The sequence below is a fragment of the Brevundimonas sp. RM1 genome (assembly GCF_052907225.1).
On sequence record NZ_JBRERY010000021.1, the window covers coordinates 12894 to 28784 of the forward strand.

A 15891-nucleotide genomic window follows, 5' to 3' on the forward strand; every position below is an offset into this window, starting at 1 on the left:
TGGGACGTTTTGTCCGGCTCCTGACATGGACAAGACAGGGCGGCGCGCGCAATTAGGCCGCGAAAGCTGCATAAGCGAAAGAAGCGCCGCCTTGTTCGACTATAAGTCCGCCTTTCAGAACTCTGTGGATCAGGTCCGCAGCGAAGGTCGCTACCGCGTCTTCGCCGATCTGAAGCGGGTGCGCGGCCAGTTTCCTCGTGCGGTTCGTCGTCGCGAGGACGGCGCCCAGCAGGACGTCGTCGTCTGGTGCTCCAACGACTACCTGGGCATGGGCCAGCACCCGGTGGTGATCGACGCCATGCAGGCCGAGATCGAAAAGACCGGCGCCGGGGCAGGGGGAACGCGCAACATTTCGGGCACGACGCGTTCGGCCGTGGATCTGGAAGCCGAGCTGGCCAGCTGGCACCAGAAGGAAGCGGCTCTGCTGTTCACCTCGGGCTATGTGGCCAATGAGGCGACGCTGTCGACCCTGCAGAAGATCCTGCCGGGCCTGATCATCTTCTCCGACGCCCTGAACCACGCCTCCATGATCGCGGGCATCCGCAACGGCGGCGGCGAGCGTCATATCTTCCGCCACAACGATCTCGAACACCTCGAGGAACTGCTGGCGGCGGCGCCTGCCGCTGCGCCCAAGCTGGTCGCTTTTGAGAGCGTCTATTCGATGGACGGCGACATCGCCGACATCGCCGGCACCATCGCCCTGGCCAAGAAATACGGCGCCCTGACCTATCTGGACGAGGTTCACGCCGTGGGCCTGTACGGCGAAACCGGCGCGGGCGTGGCCGAGCGTGACGGCGTGCTGGACGGCATCGACATCGTCGAATGCACCTTGGGCAAGGCCATCGGCGTCATGGGCGGCTACATCGCCGCCGACGCGGTGATCGTGGACGCCGTGCGCAGCTGGGCCTCGGGCTTCATCTTCACCACCAGCCTGCCGCCCGCTCTGACCGCCGGGGCTCTGGCCTCGGTGCGCCATCTGAAAGCGCACCCGGAACTGCGGGCCGCCCACCAGGAGCGCGCCGCCACCCTGAAGCGCCGTCTGTCTGAGGCGGGCATTCCCGTCCTGCCCAGCGTCAGCCATATCGTGCCGGTTCACGTCGGCAACCCGGTGCACTGCAAGCTGATCTCGGACATGCTGCTGGAAGAGCACGGGATCTACGTCCAGCCGATCAACTATCCGACCGTACCCAAGGGGACCGAGCGCCTGCGCTTCACCCCTTCGCCCGACCATGACGACGCCATGATCGACAAGCTGGTCGAGGCGATGGACAAGCTCTGGTCTCACTGCAACGTGGCGCGTCAACCGGCCGCCGCATGACGCACGACGCTGAACTCGGCGAAGTCATCGTCGAGTTCGTCCGCAACGGCCCCTATGTGAAATGCTCGGCGATCCACGTGGCCACTGGCCGCGAGGTCAGCGCCATGGGGCCGGTCAACGAGCCGAAGTCCGTCGAACGGGTCGCCCTGGCCAAGTTGAAGCGCGCCTTGACCCGGATGTGAGCGCCGCTGCCGTTTTCTGACAGCAGAAGGCAGTATCCTCTTGATATGAAGGAGGAGCCCCGCATGACCCTGACCGCCGCCTGCCACTGCGGAGCCGTGAAGATCGAGGCGCCGGACCTGCCCAAGCAGGCCGCATCCTGCAACTGCACGTGGTGCCATCGGACCGGTGCGGTCTGGGGCTACTACAGTCCGGATGAACTGACGATCACCGCGACGGGGCCGGTGGGCGACTATGCTCCCAACGGCATGAACCACCATCACTTCTGTGCGACCTGCGGCGGCAACACCCACGGCTTCTCGCCGGACTGGGGTTCTGTCTACAACGCCGACGGGACGCCGAAAGAGGGGCATCAGCCCGGCTCCATGCCCTCGACGCGCATCGCGGCGGTCAATCTGCGCATGGCGCCCGACCTGGACCTGTCCTCGATCAAGATCGAGCAGATGGACGGCCGCAACAACTGGTAGGCGATTTTCGCCGCCGTCCGCGATGACGTGGGCGGCGGCCTCGCATCCCCCTAGATGTTGTGGTGTTCGGCGGCGCGGCCTAGAAGGGAGCGCCGTTTCCGCCTTCAGCCTTCGGGATGCCTGCCTGTGACCGCCTTCACCCACGACTCCTACTTCTCCAAGAGCCTCGCCGACGCCGATCCGGCGATCTTCAAGGGCATTCAGGGCGAGCTTGGCCGCCAGAAGGAGCAGATCGAGCTGATCGCCTCCGAGAACATCGTCTCCCAGGCGGTGCTGGATGCGCAGGGCTCGGTCCTGACCAACAAATACGCCGAGGGCTATCCGGGCCGTCGCTACTACGGCGGCTGCGAGTTCGTGGACGTCACCGAGGACCTGGCCCGCGAGCGCGCCAAGGAGCTGTTCGGCGCCGCCTTCGTCAATGTCCAGCCGCACTCGGGCGCCCAGGCCAACCAGGCGGTCTTCTTCTCCCTGCTGCAGCCCGGCGATACGTTCCTGGGCATGGATCTGGCCTGCGGCGGGCACCTGACCCACGGTTCGCCCGCCAACCAGTCGGGCAAGTGGTTCCGTCCCGTCACCTACAAGGTGAACGAAGACGACCATCTGATTGATTATGATCACGTCGCCGAAATGGCGCAGAAGGAAAAGCCCAAGCTGATCCTGGCCGGCGCTTCGGCCTACAGCCGCCACATCGACTTCAAGCGCTTCCGCGAGATCGCGGATTCGGTCGGCGCTTATCTGATGGTCGACATGGCCCACTACGCCGGTCTGATCGCCGGCGGCGTCTATCCCGACCCGATCCCGCACGCCCACGTCGTCACCACCACGACGCACAAGACCCTGCGTGGCCCGCGCGGCGGCATGATCCTGTCCAACGACCTGGACCTGGGCAAGAAGATCAACTCGGCGGTCTTCCCCGGCCTGCAGGGCGGCCCGCTGGAGCACGTCATCGCCGCCAAGGCCGTGGCCTTCGGCGAGGCGCTGAAGCCCGAGTTCAAGCTCTACGCCCAGCAGGTCGTCAAGAACGCCCAGGCCCTGGCCGCCGTTCTGGTCGATCGCGGCCTGGCCATCGTCTCGGGCGGCACCGACAGCCACCTGATGCTGGTCGACCTGCGTCCCAAGGGCGTGACCGGCAAGGCCACCGAGCATGAGCTCGAAAAGGCGCTGATGACCTGCAACAAGAACGGCGTGCCGTTCGACACCGCGCCCTTCACCGTCACCTCGGGCGTTCGCCTGGGCACGCCGGCGGGCACCACGCGCGGCTTCGGCGAGGAAGAGTTCAAGCAGATCGGCCACTGGATCGCCGACGTCGTCTCCTCGATGAACGGCGGCGACGAAGCCGATCCGGCCGTCGTCGCGGGCGTGGCGGCTCAGGTGCGCGAACTGACCGCGCGCTTCCCGATCTATCGCTAAGAGGCCCATCGGATGAAGTGCCCGTTCTGCGGAAACGCCGACACCCAGGTGAAGGACAGCCGCCCGTCTGACGACGGCGCGGCCATCCGGCGCCGTCGGTCCTGCCCGCAGTGCAACGGGCGCTTCACCACCTTCGAGCGGGTGCAGCTGCGCGAACTGGTCATCCTGAAACGGAACGGCCGCCGCACCCCCTTCGACCGCGACAAGCTGGAACGCTCGCTGGGCATCGCGCTGCGCAAGCGCCCGGTCCAGCCGGATCAGGTCGAGCTTCTGGTCAGCCGCATCGTGCGCCAGCTGGAAAGTCTGGGCGAGACCGAGATCCCGTCGCACATCGTCGGCGACTTCATCATGAAGGCGCTGAAGTCGGTCGATGAGGTCGCCTACGTCCGCTACGCCTCGGTCTACAAGGACTTCCGCCACACCAGCGATTTCGCCAAATTCCTCGGTGACGAGGGCTTCGACGAGACCAAGTCCGGCCAGGACTGATGCGCCCGCGCGTCATCCTTAAGCTGGCCACCTCGCTGGACGGCCGCATCGCCACGGCCACGGGCGAAAGCCAGTGGATCACCGGGCCGGAGGCGCGCCAGCAGGGCCACCGCCTGCGCGCAACCCATGACGCCATCCTGGTCGGCGTCCAGACCGTGCTGGCCGATGACCCGGAACTGACCGTCCGTCTTCCTGACTACGCCGGGACGCATCCGCTGCGCGTGGTTCTCGACAGCCGCCTGCGGACCCCCGCGACGGCCAAGGTCGCATCCGGCAACGCCCTGATCTTCACCACAGCCCAACCCCGCGCCATCGGCCAGGCCGAGGTCGTCGCTGTCGCCGCCGATGACGGCCGTCCCGCTATTTCCGCCGTCCTCGACGCCCTCGTTGCCCGCAACATCAGCTCCATCCTGATCGAGGGCGGGGGCCGCGTCGCCGCCTCCTTCATCCAGGCGGGCGCTGTGGACGCGATCGAGTGGTTCCGCGCCCCGATCCTGCTGGGCGGGGAGGGGCGGCCCTGCATCGCCTCCCTGGCGCTTGCAAAGCTGGCCGACGCCCCCAAGTTCCGTCGTCTGGGCGTCGAGCCTGTCGGAGACGATCTGTGGGAACGCTACGCCCGCGCCTGACGCCTCCTCAGGCGCGATTTCAGACGAATTAGACTAATTAGACTCTGTTTTTTGGGTCCGAAGGGACCGGAGCTTTCATGTTCACCGGCATCGTCACCGACATCGGCCGCGTCCGCAGCGTCCGTGAAACCAACCGCGACCGTCGCTATGAGGTCGAGACCGTGTGGGACACGGCGACCATCGACCTGGGCGCCTCCATCAGCCACGCGGGCTGCTGCCTGACCGTTACGGAGAAGGGGGAGGGCTGGTTCGCCGTCGAGGTCTCGGGCGAGACCCTGTCCAAGACCAAGCTGGGCGACTGGACCGAGAACACCCGCGTCAACCTGGAGCGCGCGGCGAAACTCGGCGACGAACTGGGCGGTCACATCGTCTCGGGTCACGTCGACGGTCTGGGCGAGGTCGTGTCCATCACCCCCGAGGGCGGATCGCACCGCATCGTGATCGAGGCTCCGGCGCCCCTGCACAGATTCATCGCCCCAAAGGGCTCAATCACGGTCGATGGGGTTTCCCTGACGGTGAATGGGGTGCATGAGCGCCGCTTCGACGTGAACATCATCCCGCACACGTGGGATGCGACCACCCTCGGCGGCCTGGAAGTCGGCGAAAGGGTCAATCTGGAGATCGACATGCTGGCGCGCTACCTCGCGCGGTGGCAGGAGACCGCATGATGAAACTGGCCGTCCACAACACCGACAGCCCGATCAGCTCGATCGAGGACATTATCGAGGACGCCCGCAACGGCCGCCCCTACATCCTGGTGGACGCCGAGGACCGCGAGAACGAGGGCGACATCGTCATTCCGGCCCAGTTCGCCACGCCGGACCAGATCAACTTCATGATCCGCTATGCGCGCGGCCTGGTCTGCCTGGCCATGACGGCCGAGCGCGCCAAGCAGCTGCGCCTGCCGCCGATGGCCGCCGAGAACCGCGAGAGCATGGGCACGGCCTTCACCATCTCGATTGAGGCCAAGGAAGGCGTCACGACCGGCATCTCGGCCGCCGATCGCGCCCATACGGTCCAGGTGGCGGCCGATCCGTCGCGCACCGCCGACGACATCGTCTCGCCGGGCCACATCTTCCCCCTGGTCGCGCGCGACGGCGGCGTCCTGGTTCGCACCGGCCACACCGAGGCGGCCGTCGACATCAGCCGCATGGCGGGCCTGATCCCGGCCGGGGTGATCTGCGAGATCATCAAGGACGACGGGACGATGGCGCGGATGCCCGACCTGATCGCCTTCGCCCAGCTGCACGGGCTGAAGATCGGCACTATCGCCGACCTGATCGCCTATCGCCGCCGCACCGAGCGCTTTGTCGAGCGCGTGATGGAGACGCCGTTCGAAAGCGTCCACGGCGGCGCGTTCAAGCTGATCCTGTACCGCAACACCATCGAGGGCGCGGAGCATGTCGCCCTGGTGCGCGGCGACATCGATCCGACCAAGCCGACCGTCGTGCGGATGCACCAGGTCGACTTCGCCGCCGATCTGCTGGGCCACGTCGAGGCCCGACAGGACTATATTCCGAAGGCGATGCAGGCGCTGGCGGCCCAGGACGGGCCGGGCGTCGTCGTCTTCCTGCGCGATCCCGACCTGCATGGTCTGGCCGAGCGGCTGGGCGGCGTCGCCAAGCCCGCCGCCGTGGATCGTTCGCTGAAAGCCTATGGCGTCGGGGCGCAGATTCTGCTCGACCTCGGCGTCAAAGACATGATCGTGATGAGTTCGACGCGACCCAATCCGACGGCGCTGGAAGGCTACGGCCTGCGCATCGTCGGCTGGCGCGACATGGACGGAGAAGACCAATCTTGAACGACCCCACTCGCGTCCTCATCGTCGAGGCGCGCTTCTACGACGAACTGGCCGACGCCCTTCTGGAAGGGGCGAAGGACGCCCTGCGCGCGCAAGGCGTTCAGTATGACGTCGTGACCGTGCCCGGCGCCCTGGAAGTGCCGACCGTGATCGCCATGGCCGAAGAGGCCGGACGCTATCCGACCGCGCCGCGCTATGACGGCTATGTCGCCCTGGGCTGCATCATCCGCGGCGAGACCTATCATTTCGAGATCGTCTCGGATCAGTCGGCGGCGGGCATCACCCAACTGGGCCTCAAGGGCCTGGCCATCGGCAACGGCATCCTGACGACCGAGGACGAGGACCAGGCCTGGGCCCGAGCCCGTCTCAGCGAAGGCGACAAGGGCGGCTTTGCGGCCCGCGCCTGCCTGGACCTGATTGCCATCCGCAAGCGTCTGCGCGGAGGACTGGCTTCGTGAGCGAACCGACCAACACCACCCCGGCCACCGTCGCCGAAGTCATGGCTCAACTGGCCGAGGCTGACAAAGCCCGCGCTGAGCCCCAGCTGACCAGCCGCCAGCGCCGCGCCCGCACGGTCGCCCGCCTGGCCGCCGTTCAGGCCCTGTACCAGATGGAGCTGGCGGGCGAGGGCGTCGACAGCGTCGTGCGCGAGTTCCGCAATCACCGTTTTGACGCCGATATCGACGGCGCCCCCCTGGCCGAGGCGGACGAGGACTGGTTCGCCGCCGTCGTGCACGGCGTGGTCGAGGACCAGCGCGCGGTGGACGAGGCGGTCAAGGCGCGTCTGGCCTCCAACTGGCGGTTGGAGCGTCTGGACGCGACCCTGCGCGCCCTGCTGCGCAGCGGCGCCTGGGAGCTGAAGCACAAGCCCGACGTGCCGCGTGAAATCGTGATCGACGAATATGTCGAGCTGGCCAAGGCCTTCTTCGACGATGCGGAGGCGAAGTTCGTGAACGCGGCGCTCGACGGCGTGGCGCGTGATGCCCGCGATTGACGTCGCAGGCGAATTCGAGACCATCCAGCGGCTGCTGAAGCCGCTGGCGCACCCGGAATGGGCGCGGGGGCTGGCCGACGACGTGGCCGCGCTGCCCTCGCGTCCGGGACACGACCTCATCCTTACCAAGGATGCGATCGTCGAGGGCGTCCACTTCCTGCCCGACGACCCGCTGGACACGGTGGCGCAGAAGCTGTTGCGCGTGAACCTGTCCGACCTGGCCGCCAAGGGGGCCGAGCCGTTCGGCTATCTGCTGGCCTGCCACTGGTCCCCACGCTGCGGCTGGCCCGAGCGCGAGGCCTTCGTCGCCGGGCTGCGGCGCGATCAGGCCATCTTCGACATTTCCCTGCTGGGCGGCGACACGGTGAAGACGCCGGGGCCGGCCAGCTTCTCGGCCACCCTGCTGGGCTGGGCGCCGTCGGGCGCGGCGGTCAGCCGAGCCGGGGCGCAACCGGGCGATCTGGTCTTCGTCACCGGCACCATCGGCGACGGCTGGCTGGGCCTTCAGGCCGCCCAGGCGACCCTGAGCCTGGAGCCCGAACGTATGGACGCGCTGGAGGCCGCTTATCGCACCCCCATGCCGCGCGTGGAGTTCGCACCTGTCGTTCTGGGCCTGGCGACCGCCAGCGCCGACGTGTCCGACGGCCTTCTGGCCGACGCCGCGCATATCGCCGAGGCCAGCGGCGTCAGTCTGGAGATCGACCTGGAGCGTCTGCCCATGTCGGCGGCGGCCCAGGCCTGGTTCGAGGGGCGCGTCGATCCGCAGGCGGCGCTGGAGCTGCTGGCCGGCGGCGGCGACGACTATGAGATCCTGCTGACCGTCCCGGCGGGCGCCGAAAACGCCCTGCGCCGTGAGGCCGAGCGGCGACATCTGCGTTTGACCTGCGTCGGGCGGGTGGTCGAGGGCAGGGGGCTGTCGCCACGCTATCTGGGCCAGGCCATCACCCCGACCCGCACGGGCTGGACCCACGGCTGAGAGCAACGGAATCCTAACGGGACTGGCCCACACTGCCGCCATGAACCGCCGCGCCCTGATCCTCGCCGTCGCCGGCGCCGCCCTGTCGGGGGCGGCCGCAGCAGCCTCGCCATCGGCGGAGACGCCCGCTCAGCCGGCGAGCTTCAACCTGACCGGGGTGGGCCTGCCGATCATCGTGGGCGGTCGGGTTCGGAACTACATCTTCGTGGTGCTGAAGCTGCATCTGGGCGAAGGCCACGCTCTGGACGCGGTGAAGGCCAAGGAGCCCTATCTGCGCGACGCTCTGGTCCGCGCCGGGCATCGCACGCCCTTCGTCCTGGCCGACGACTGGAACCAGTTGGACGCTCAGGCCCTGAGCGCCAGCCTGATCCGCTCGGCCGATGCGCTGATCGGCAAGGGCGCGATCGCTCGCGTCGAGGTCGTCAGCCAGGCCGCGCGCCGCCGCACGACCGTTCGCGCCGTCTAAAAAGAGCGCTGTTGCGCCACGGCTCTGCTTTTGGCACGATTTAGCCGCAATTCCCGAGGGGCGTGAATTTGCGTCCGTAAGCGCACGGGGGGACCGGAAGGCGGCCGAGAGGCGAAAACGCCCGTAGCGCAGCCCATGGATCCGCGCGCCCAGTTGCATAGGGCTTGGAAACGCCATGACGTCATATCTTTGGCTGGTCATCGCGGCCGGCGCCTTGGGGGTGCTTTACGGCGCCGTCCAGACCGCCGCGCTGATGAAGGCCGACAGTGGTAATGAACGGATGCGTGAGATCGCCGCGGCGATCCAGGAAGGGGCATCCGCCTATCTGAAGCGTCAGTACACAACGATTGGCATTGTAGGGGTCGTGATCTTGGTCGCGGCCTTTTTTCTTATCGGGATCTGGGCGGCGCTCGGCTTCCTGATCGGCGCGGTCCTGTCGGGCGCGGCGGGCTATGCGGGGATGCTGATCTCCGTGCGCGCCAACGTCCGTACGGCCCAGGCCGCGTCGCAGAGCCTGTCCAAGGGTCTGGACCTGGCCTTCCGCTCGGGCGCCATCACCGGCATGTTCGTGGCGGGCGGCGCGCTTCTGGGCGTGTCCGGCTACTACGCCTTCATGACCCAGGGACTGGGCCACGCCTCGACCAGCCGCGAGGTCATCGACGGCCTGGTGGCGCTGGGCTTCGGCGCCTCTCTGATCTCCATCTTCGCGCGACTGGGCGGCGGCATCTTCACCAAGGGGGCCGACGTCGGCGGCGACATGGTGGGCAAGGTCGAGGCGGGCATCCCCGAGGATGACCCCCGCAACGCCGCCACCATCGCGGACAATGTGGGCGACAACGTCGGCGACTGCGCCGGCATGGCCGCCGACCTGTTCGAGACTTATGCGGTGACGACGGTGGCGACCATGGTGCTGGCCGCCATCTTCTACCGCAACCAGCCCTATGTCGACGTGCTGATGCTGTTGCCGCTGGCGATCTGCGGCGTCTGCATCGTGACCTCCATCATCGGGACGTTCTTCGTCCGTCTGGGCAAGAGCGGCAACATCATGGGCGCCCTGTATCGGGGGCTGATCGTGACCGGCCTGCTGTCGCTGGTCGCCGTCTGGTGGGTGATCAACCAACTTCTGCCGGGGGCGGTCGAAACCTCGGGCGGGTTATTGATCCAGCCCATGAATCTGTTCTGGGCGGGTGTTGTCGGCCTGCTGGTCACGGCGGCCATTGTGGTGATCACCGAATACTACACCGGCACGGGCTTCCGGCCGGTGAAGTCAGTGGCCAACGCCTCGGTCTCGGGCCACGGCACCAACGTCATTCAGGGTCTGGCCATGTCGCTGGAGGCCACAGCGCTTCCGGCCCTGACCATCATCGTCGGCATCGTTGCGGCCTATCAACTGGCAGGCCTGTTCGGCATCGCCATCGCCACCACCACCATGCTGGGCGTGGCGGGGATGATCGTGGCGCTGGACGCCTTCGGTCCGGTCACGGACAACGCGGGCGGCATCGCCGAGATGGCTGGCCTGCCGCCGGAAGTCCGCGTCTCGACCGACGCTCTGGACGCTGTGGGCAACACCACCAAGGCCGTGACCAAGGGCTACGCCATCGGTTCGGCGGGCCTGGGGGCGCTGGTCCTGTTCGCCGCCTATGTGGAGGACTTGAAGTTCTTCGCGGCCGAGGCGGCGCCGGGCAGCTTCTTCCACGGTCTGGGTACGGTCGCCTTCGACCTGTCCAACCCCTATGTCGTGGTCGGCCTGTTGTTCGGGGGGCTGCTGCCCTTCCTGTTCGGCGGCTTGTCGATGACGGCCGTGGGGCGCGCTGCTGAGGCGGTCGTGGCCGAGGTGCGGCGTCAGTTCCGCGAGAACCCCGGCATCATGACCTTCCAGACCAAGCCGGAATACGGCCGAGCCGTTGATATCCTGACCAGCGCGGCCATCCGCGAGATGATCGTGCCGTCGCTGTTGCCGGTGCTGTCGCCGATCATCCTGTTCGTCGTCATCCTGTTCATCCAGCCGGACAAGGCCAACGCCTTCGCCGCCCTGGGCGCCATGCTGATGGGGGTGATCGTGACGGGTCTGTTCGTCGCCATCTCCATGACGTCGGGCGGCGGCGCCTGGGACAACGCCAAGAAGGTGATCGAGGAAGGCTTCACCGACAAGAACGGCGTGGTCCACGGCAAGGGATCGGAAGCGCACAAGGCCGCCGTCACCGGCGACACTGTGGGCGATCCCTACAAGGACACCTCCGGTCCGGCGGTGAACCCGATGATCAAGATCACCAACATCGTGGCGCTGTTGCTGCTGGCGGTGCTGGCGAGCGGCAAGATCGTCTGACTGCGCTCTGCTGCAACTGAAAACGCCCCGGAGAGCGATCTCCGGGGCGTTGTCTTTTTTGCGCCCTATGCTCGCGACGCAGTCGCTCGCGGCTTGAGGGCGCCTATCTTCTGGAGCTTAGTCCGGGCGGCGCTGGCCGGGCACGTCGTCCTCGGTGCGCGGCAGTTGGCCGCGGCCGACGTTGCCGAGCAGTTGTTCGAGAATGGTCAGCTGACGGCCGCGAGTCGGGGTCTCGCGGCGCTCCATGGCGATCTGGCGGCCGTCTTCCAGTCCCAGAGTGCGGACGTTGGCGACCTTTTCACCGCCGTCGGCGAAGGTGATTTCGGTGACCGTCCGCTGCGACACTTCAGGCTTGTTGTAGGTGTAGCGTTGGGTCGTCTGGGTCAGGTAGTACCAGACGTTGTCGGTCTCGAAGGTCGAGGTGGTCGAGGGCGTGCCCAGCTTGGCCAGGACGGTCTCGCGGGTGTCGACGCCCGCCTCGATGTCCTGGGGCTTGGCGTCCACGGCCTGGAAGCCCTGGGTGGCGACGACCGGGGCGCAGGCGCCTGCAGCGGCGGCGAGCGAGGCGGCGATGATGAGCGACGTAAAACGGGGCATCGGCGATGGGCCTCTAGAAACAAGGTCTTTGACCTAACCGTCGCTGCGTCCTAGTGCAACGGCGCGGCGGAAAAGGGGCCGTAAAACCTATGTTCAAGACACTCTTCAGACGACAGACGCAAGAGCGCCAGGCGCAGGGCCTATACGCCCTGGCGGTGGAACAGGCGCGTCAGCCCGATTTTTACGCCCGCCTCGGCGTGGCGGATCGAATCGATGCACGGTTCGAACTCTACACCCTGCACGTCCTTCTGCTGTTCGTGCGGACGAAGGCCGAGGGCGAGCGCGGGGCCGATCTGGCCCAGAAGATGTTCGACACCTATGTCTCGGCTCTGGACAACGTACTGCGTGAACTGGGCGTGGGCGACGTGTCTGTCGGCAAGAAGATGCGCAAGTTGGGCGAGGCCCTTTATGGCCGTATGAGCGCCTATGAGAAGGCGCTGCGCGAAGGCGACCGCGACGGCTTCCAGGCTTCGATCGCGCGCAATGTGTTCGAGAGCGACGATCCCGCCGCCGGCGATGAACTGACCCGTTATGCGCTGGAATCGCACGAACGCCTGGCGCGTCAGCCTATTTCCGCCGTGGAAAAGGCGCCTGACTGGGCCATGATCGTCGCATGACGATTCCCGCCCTGCCTTACAGCGATCCTGTCCGCCTGCATCAGATCGGGGCGAGCCTGTCCCGGCGCCTGGAGCCGGACGCCGAGGCGCGTCAGCGCATTGCGCGCGCGCTGAACCTGAAGTCGCTGGACCGTTTCGAGGCGGACCTGGGGGTGACGGCGACGGTTTCGGGCTGGCGTCTGACCGGCCGTGTCGTTGCCGATGCGGTCCAGTCCTGCGTGCTGACGCTGGAGCCTCTGCCCGTTCATGTCGACGATCGATTCGAGATCAATCTGGTCGAGGCCGTGGATACGCCGCCTTCGGACGAGGGGGAGATCGACCTGGAGCTGGACGACGATTCGCCCGACGTGGTGGAAAACGGTCAGATCGACCTGGGCCAGTATGCGGTCGAGCAACTGGCGCTGCATCTGGATCCCTATCCCCGCAAGGACGGCGCGGTGTTCGAGCAGCCGCCTGAGCCGGGCGAGATCTCGCCTTTCGGCGTGTTGCGGGCCTTGAAGCCGAACAACGGCGACAAGAGTTGACCTAAGGGCGCCTCGGTTGCATCCACAGGGTGCGACATTTGCGTCTGCACGCCCTAACATTGAAGCGCCGCGACAAGACGGCGACGGAGTCGATTTCCACTTGGCATCATCCACATTGATCTCGCTCGACGCCATGGGGGGCGACCACGGTCCTGCCGTCGTGGTCGGCGGCGTGAAGGCTTATTATTCGCTGTATGGCGGCGACGGCGTGCGCTTCCTGCTGCACGGAGACGAGGCGGCGATCCGCGCCGAAATGGCGCGCCTGCACGTATCGGACGACCTTTGCCAGGTCCGGCACACCGACAAGGTCGTCGCCATGGACGAAAAGCCTGCCCAGGCCATGCGTCGAGGCAAGGGCTCCAGCCTCTGGAACGCGATCGAGGCGGTCAAGACGGGAGAGGCCCAGGCCGCCGTCTCGGCGGGCAACACCGGCGCCTTGATGGCGATCTCCAAGCTGGTTCTGCGGATGGCGGTCGACGGGCTGGAGCGCCCGGCCATCGTCGCCAGTTGGCCGACCAAGCGCGGTTTCACCGCCGTTCTGGACGTCGGCGCCAACATCGGCAGCGATGCGCGCCAACTGGTCGAGTTCGCCATCATGGGCGAGGCCTTCCAGTCCGCCGTGCATGGCGTGGCGCGGCCCACGGTCGGCCTGCTGAACGTCGGCTCCGAAGAGATGAAGGGCCACGAAGAGGTGCGCGAGGCCCACGCCGTGCTGCGCACCGACGCCGTGCCTGTGAACTACACCGGCTTTGTCGAGGGACATGACATCGCCGCCGGAACCGTGGATGTGGTGGTGACGGACGGATTCACCGGCAATATCGCGCTGAAGACGGCCGAAGGCACGGCCCGCTTCATCTCGGGCCTGCTGAAGGAAGCGCTGACCTCCGGGCCGCTGGCCAAGCTGGGCGCTCTGATCGCCATGCCTGCCCTGAAGAAGATGGCGCGCCGCATCGACCCCAGCAGCGTCAACGGCGGCCCCTTGCTGGGTCTGAACGGCATCGTCGTAAAAAGCCACGGCGGCGCCACGGCCGAGGGTTACGCCAACGCCATCCGCGTGGCTGTCGAACTGGCCCGCAGTGACTATCTGACCAAGGTCAGCGCCAATTTCGCGCGTCTGGCGGCCGCGATGGACGAACCCGCGCCCGTCGTCATGGGAGAGACCGAACAGTGAGCGTCATCCGCAGCGTCGTTACCGGGGTCGGCTCCTTCCTGCCCGAGCAGGTCGTCACCAACGCCGACCTGACCAAGATCGTCGACACCTCCGACGAATGGATCATCGAGCGCACCGGCATCCGCCAACGCCACAAGGCCCGCGACGACGAGCCGACCAGCGATCTGGCGCTCAAGGCGGCCGAGCGCGCCCTGGCCGACGCGGGCAAGACGGCGGCGGACGTCGATCTGATCATCGTCGCCACGACCACGCCGGACCAGACCTTCCCGGCGACGGCGGCCATCGTGCAGCGCAAGCTGGGCGCGCCGGTGGGCATCGCCTTCGACGTTCAGGCGGTCTGTTCGGGCTTCGTCTACGCCATGAGCGTGGCTGACGGCTTTGTCGCGCGCGGTCAGGCCAAATGCGCCCTGGTCATCGGCGCCGAGGAAATGACCAAGCTGATGGACTGGACGGATCGCACCACCTGCGTCCTGTTCGGCGACGGCGCCGGAGCCTTCGTGCTTGAGCCGGGCGAGGGGCAGGGGACCAAGGATGATCGCGGCGTGCTGGGCTTCGCCCTGCGCTGCGAGGGCGCCAAGGCTGACATGCTCTATGTCGACGGGGGCCCGGCCACGACGGGTACGGTCGGCCATCTGCGGATGCTGGGCAATCAGGTCTTCCGCCACGCCGTCGTGAACATCGCCGAGGCCATCACCGCCGCCGCCGAGGTTGCGGGCGTCGACATTCCCGAGATCGACTGGTTCGTGCCTCACCAGGCTAACCAGCGCATCATCAAGGGCGTGGGCGACCGGCTGGGCCTGGACGAGGACAAGGTCATCTCGACCGTGGCCATGCACGCCAACACCTCGGCCGCCTCCATCCCGCTGGCGATGGACGTCGCCATCAAGGATGGGCGAATCAAGAAGGGCGATCTGGTCCTGGTCGAAGCCATGGGCGGCGGCCTGACATGGGGCGCGTGCGCCTTCCGATTCTAGATTTGCATTGAGGACTTTGATTTCCGGCCGTTTTGCCCTTCAATGCCCCGCCAATTGATTGCGGGGAGATGCAAGTGGCCGGACATCAGACGCTTACCCGTGCGGATTTGTGCGAAGCGGTCCACGAAGAGGTCGGGTTGTCCCGGCAGGAATGCTCCGGACTGGTCGAGCGCACGCTGGACCTGATCGTCGACTCTCTTGAGCAGGGCGAGACGGTCAAACTGTCGGGCTTCGGCGTCTTCCAGGTCCGCGAGAAACGCGCCCGCATGGGCCGCAACCCCAAGACCGGCGAACCGGCCGCCATCAACCCCCGCCGCGTCATCAGCTTCCGCGCCTCACAGATCATGAAGAGCCGGGTGCACGACGCCGTCGTCGAGACCTGAGACCCTTGGCCAAAAGCCCCAAAGCCTTCCGCACCATTTCTGAAGCGGCCGATGAAGTCGGCGCCCCCCAGCATGTGCTGAGGTTCTGGGAGACGAAGTTCGAGTTCGTCGCCCCGGTGAAGCGTGCGGGCGGCCGCCGTTTCTATCGCCCCGACGACGTCATGGTGCTGAAGGCTGTGCGGCGGCTGTTGCACGACGAGGGGCTGACGATTCGCGGGGTGCAACGCCTGGTGCAGGATCAGGGTCTGGCGCGCCTGACGGCCTATGCCGACCCGGCCTCGACGCTCGAGATCGATTCGGGGGATCGGGCTGAAACGGTGTCGCAGGCGGCGGCGATTCCGGCGGCTCCGGCGCGCCTTGAGGCTCTGTTGAGCGAACTGGAAGCGGCCAAGGCCCGGTTGGAGGGCGTTCTGCGCCGCTAAGACGGAAGTTGTTGTCGATAGAGCGTTTTAGGGTTTGCGGAGCACCGAACCGCCGTCTATACGGAGCGCCTTCGGAGCGTGGCGCAGCCTGGTAGCGCACTTGACTGGGGGTCAAGGGGTCGCAGGTTCGAATCCTGTCGCTCCGACCATCTA

The 15891-nt window shown here is 66.9% G+C and carries 20 protein-coding genes and 1 tRNA gene; 20 read left to right on the plus strand and 1 reads right to left on the minus strand.

The genetic code is table 11. The annotated features are described in order from the left end of the window. Positions 1–91 precede the first annotated feature (91 nt). The 13 genes from hemA (at position 92) to ACU5AP_RS13945 (ending at position 11050) form a co-directional block, all read left to right on the plus strand. Positions 92–1318, plus strand: a complete 1227-nt coding sequence (gene hemA, locus ACU5AP_RS13885) for a 5-aminolevulinate synthase (protein ID WP_088411626.1) — start codon at positions 92–94, stop codon at positions 1316–1318. Continuing rightward, a complete protein-coding gene (locus tag ACU5AP_RS13890) occupies positions 1315–1500 on the plus strand; it encodes a DUF6898 family protein (RefSeq protein WP_088411627.1) in 186 nt (61 codons plus the stop codon). The genes hemA and ACU5AP_RS13890 overlap by 4 nt, the downstream gene beginning before the upstream one ends. A gap of 63 nt (positions 1501–1563) precedes the next feature. Then, positions 1564–1965, plus strand: coding sequence for a GFA family protein (locus ACU5AP_RS13895; protein WP_088412131.1), 402 nt, complete (start codon positions 1564–1566; stop codon positions 1963–1965). 126 nt (positions 1966–2091) lie between these two features. Further along, positions 2092–3375, plus strand: a complete 1284-nt coding sequence (gene glyA, locus ACU5AP_RS13900; protein WP_313576004.1) for a serine hydroxymethyltransferase — start codon at positions 2092–2094, stop codon at positions 3373–3375. A 12-nt stretch (positions 3376–3387) separates the two neighbouring features. Continuing rightward, on the plus strand, positions 3388–3861 hold the full coding sequence (gene nrdR / locus ACU5AP_RS13905; protein WP_003164743.1) for a transcriptional regulator NrdR: 474 nt from the start codon (positions 3388–3390) through the stop codon (positions 3859–3861). After that, positions 3861–4487: a bifunctional diaminohydroxyphosphoribosylaminopyrimidine deaminase/5-amino-6-(5-phosphoribosylamino)uracil reductase RibD gene (gene ribD / locus ACU5AP_RS13910; protein ID WP_128719984.1), complete on the plus strand. Its 627-nt coding sequence runs from the start codon at positions 3861–3863 to the stop codon at positions 4485–4487. Before nrdR ends, ribD begins: the two co-directional genes overlap by 1 nt. A gap of 77 nt (positions 4488–4564) precedes the next feature. Beyond that, the gene (locus ACU5AP_RS13915; protein WP_128719985.1) at positions 4565–5155 is read left to right on the plus strand and encodes a riboflavin synthase; all 591 of its coding nucleotides are present in this window, start codon (positions 4565–4567) and stop codon (positions 5153–5155) included. Next, positions 5152–6288 (plus strand): 3,4-dihydroxy-2-butanone-4-phosphate synthase, encoded by a 1137-nt coding sequence (gene ribB / locus ACU5AP_RS13920; protein ID WP_076223159.1) that lies wholly within the window; start codon positions 5152–5154, stop codon positions 6286–6288. Before ACU5AP_RS13915 ends, ribB begins: the two co-directional genes overlap by 4 nt. After that, positions 6285–6746 (plus strand): 6,7-dimethyl-8-ribityllumazine synthase, encoded by a 462-nt coding sequence (gene ribH, locus ACU5AP_RS13925; RefSeq protein WP_040345280.1) that lies wholly within the window; start codon positions 6285–6287, stop codon positions 6744–6746. The genes ribB and ribH overlap by 4 nt, the downstream gene beginning before the upstream one ends. Before the next feature lie 41 nt (positions 6747–6787). Continuing rightward, positions 6788–7282 carry a transcription antitermination factor NusB gene (gene nusB / locus ACU5AP_RS13930; protein ID WP_083673904.1) on the plus strand — a complete coding sequence of 165 codons (495 nt, stop codon included), beginning with the start codon at positions 6788–6790 and terminating at the stop codon, positions 7280–7282. Continuing rightward, the gene (gene thiL / locus ACU5AP_RS13935) at positions 7269–8258 is read left to right on the plus strand and encodes a thiamine-phosphate kinase (protein WP_128719986.1); all 990 of its coding nucleotides are present in this window, start codon (positions 7269–7271) and stop codon (positions 8256–8258) included. Before nusB ends, thiL begins: the two co-directional genes overlap by 14 nt. A 40-nt stretch (positions 8259–8298) precedes the next feature. After that, positions 8299–8724 (plus strand): hypothetical protein, encoded by a 426-nt coding sequence (locus tag ACU5AP_RS13940; RefSeq protein ID WP_128719987.1) that lies wholly within the window; start codon positions 8299–8301, stop codon positions 8722–8724. Between the two features lie 175 nt (positions 8725–8899). After that, on the plus strand, positions 8900–11050 hold the full coding sequence (locus ACU5AP_RS13945) for a sodium-translocating pyrophosphatase (RefSeq protein ID WP_128719988.1): 2151 nt from the start codon (positions 8900–8902) through the stop codon (positions 11048–11050). 117 nt (positions 11051–11167) lie between these two features. Here ACU5AP_RS13945 and ACU5AP_RS13950 read toward each other — a convergent pair whose 3' ends face one another. Then, positions 11168–11647 (minus strand): outer membrane protein assembly factor BamE, encoded by a 480-nt coding sequence (locus ACU5AP_RS13950; RefSeq protein ID WP_003164749.1) that lies wholly within the window; start codon positions 11645–11647, stop codon positions 11168–11170. A gap of 89 nt (positions 11648–11736) precedes the next feature. On the opposite strand from ACU5AP_RS13950, the gene ACU5AP_RS13955 reads away from it, so the two are divergent. The 7 genes from ACU5AP_RS13955 (at position 11737) to ACU5AP_RS13985 (ending at position 15887) form a co-directional block, all read left to right on the plus strand. Beyond that, positions 11737–12264: a ubiquinol-cytochrome C chaperone family protein gene (locus tag ACU5AP_RS13955; protein ID WP_396489707.1), complete on the plus strand. Its 528-nt coding sequence runs from the start codon at positions 11737–11739 to the stop codon at positions 12262–12264. Beyond that, the gene (locus ACU5AP_RS13960) at positions 12261–12788 is read left to right on the plus strand and encodes a YceD family protein (protein WP_446681380.1); all 528 of its coding nucleotides are present in this window, start codon (positions 12261–12263) and stop codon (positions 12786–12788) included. Before ACU5AP_RS13955 ends, ACU5AP_RS13960 begins: the two co-directional genes overlap by 4 nt. 100 nt (positions 12789–12888) lie before the next feature. Next, positions 12889–13959 carry a phosphate acyltransferase PlsX gene (plsX, locus tag ACU5AP_RS13965; protein WP_088411635.1) on the plus strand — a complete coding sequence of 357 codons (1071 nt, stop codon included), beginning with the start codon at positions 12889–12891 and terminating at the stop codon, positions 13957–13959. Beyond that, positions 13956–14933 (plus strand): beta-ketoacyl-ACP synthase III, encoded by a 978-nt coding sequence (locus tag ACU5AP_RS13970; protein ID WP_003164752.1) that lies wholly within the window; start codon positions 13956–13958, stop codon positions 14931–14933. The genes plsX and ACU5AP_RS13970 overlap by 4 nt, the downstream gene beginning before the upstream one ends. A gap of 74 nt (positions 14934–15007) precedes the next feature. Next, positions 15008–15316: an integration host factor subunit alpha gene (locus ACU5AP_RS13975; RefSeq protein ID WP_369822381.1), complete on the plus strand. Its 309-nt coding sequence runs from the start codon at positions 15008–15010 to the stop codon at positions 15314–15316. Positions 15317–15321: 5 nt separating this feature from the next. Beyond that, positions 15322–15738, plus strand: coding sequence for a MerR family transcriptional regulator (locus tag ACU5AP_RS13980; RefSeq protein WP_003164754.1), 417 nt, complete (start codon positions 15322–15324; stop codon positions 15736–15738). Positions 15739–15810: 72 nt separating this feature from the next. Then, positions 15811–15887 (plus strand) — tRNA-Pro (locus tag ACU5AP_RS13985). Positions 15888–15891: the final 4 nt, after the last annotated feature.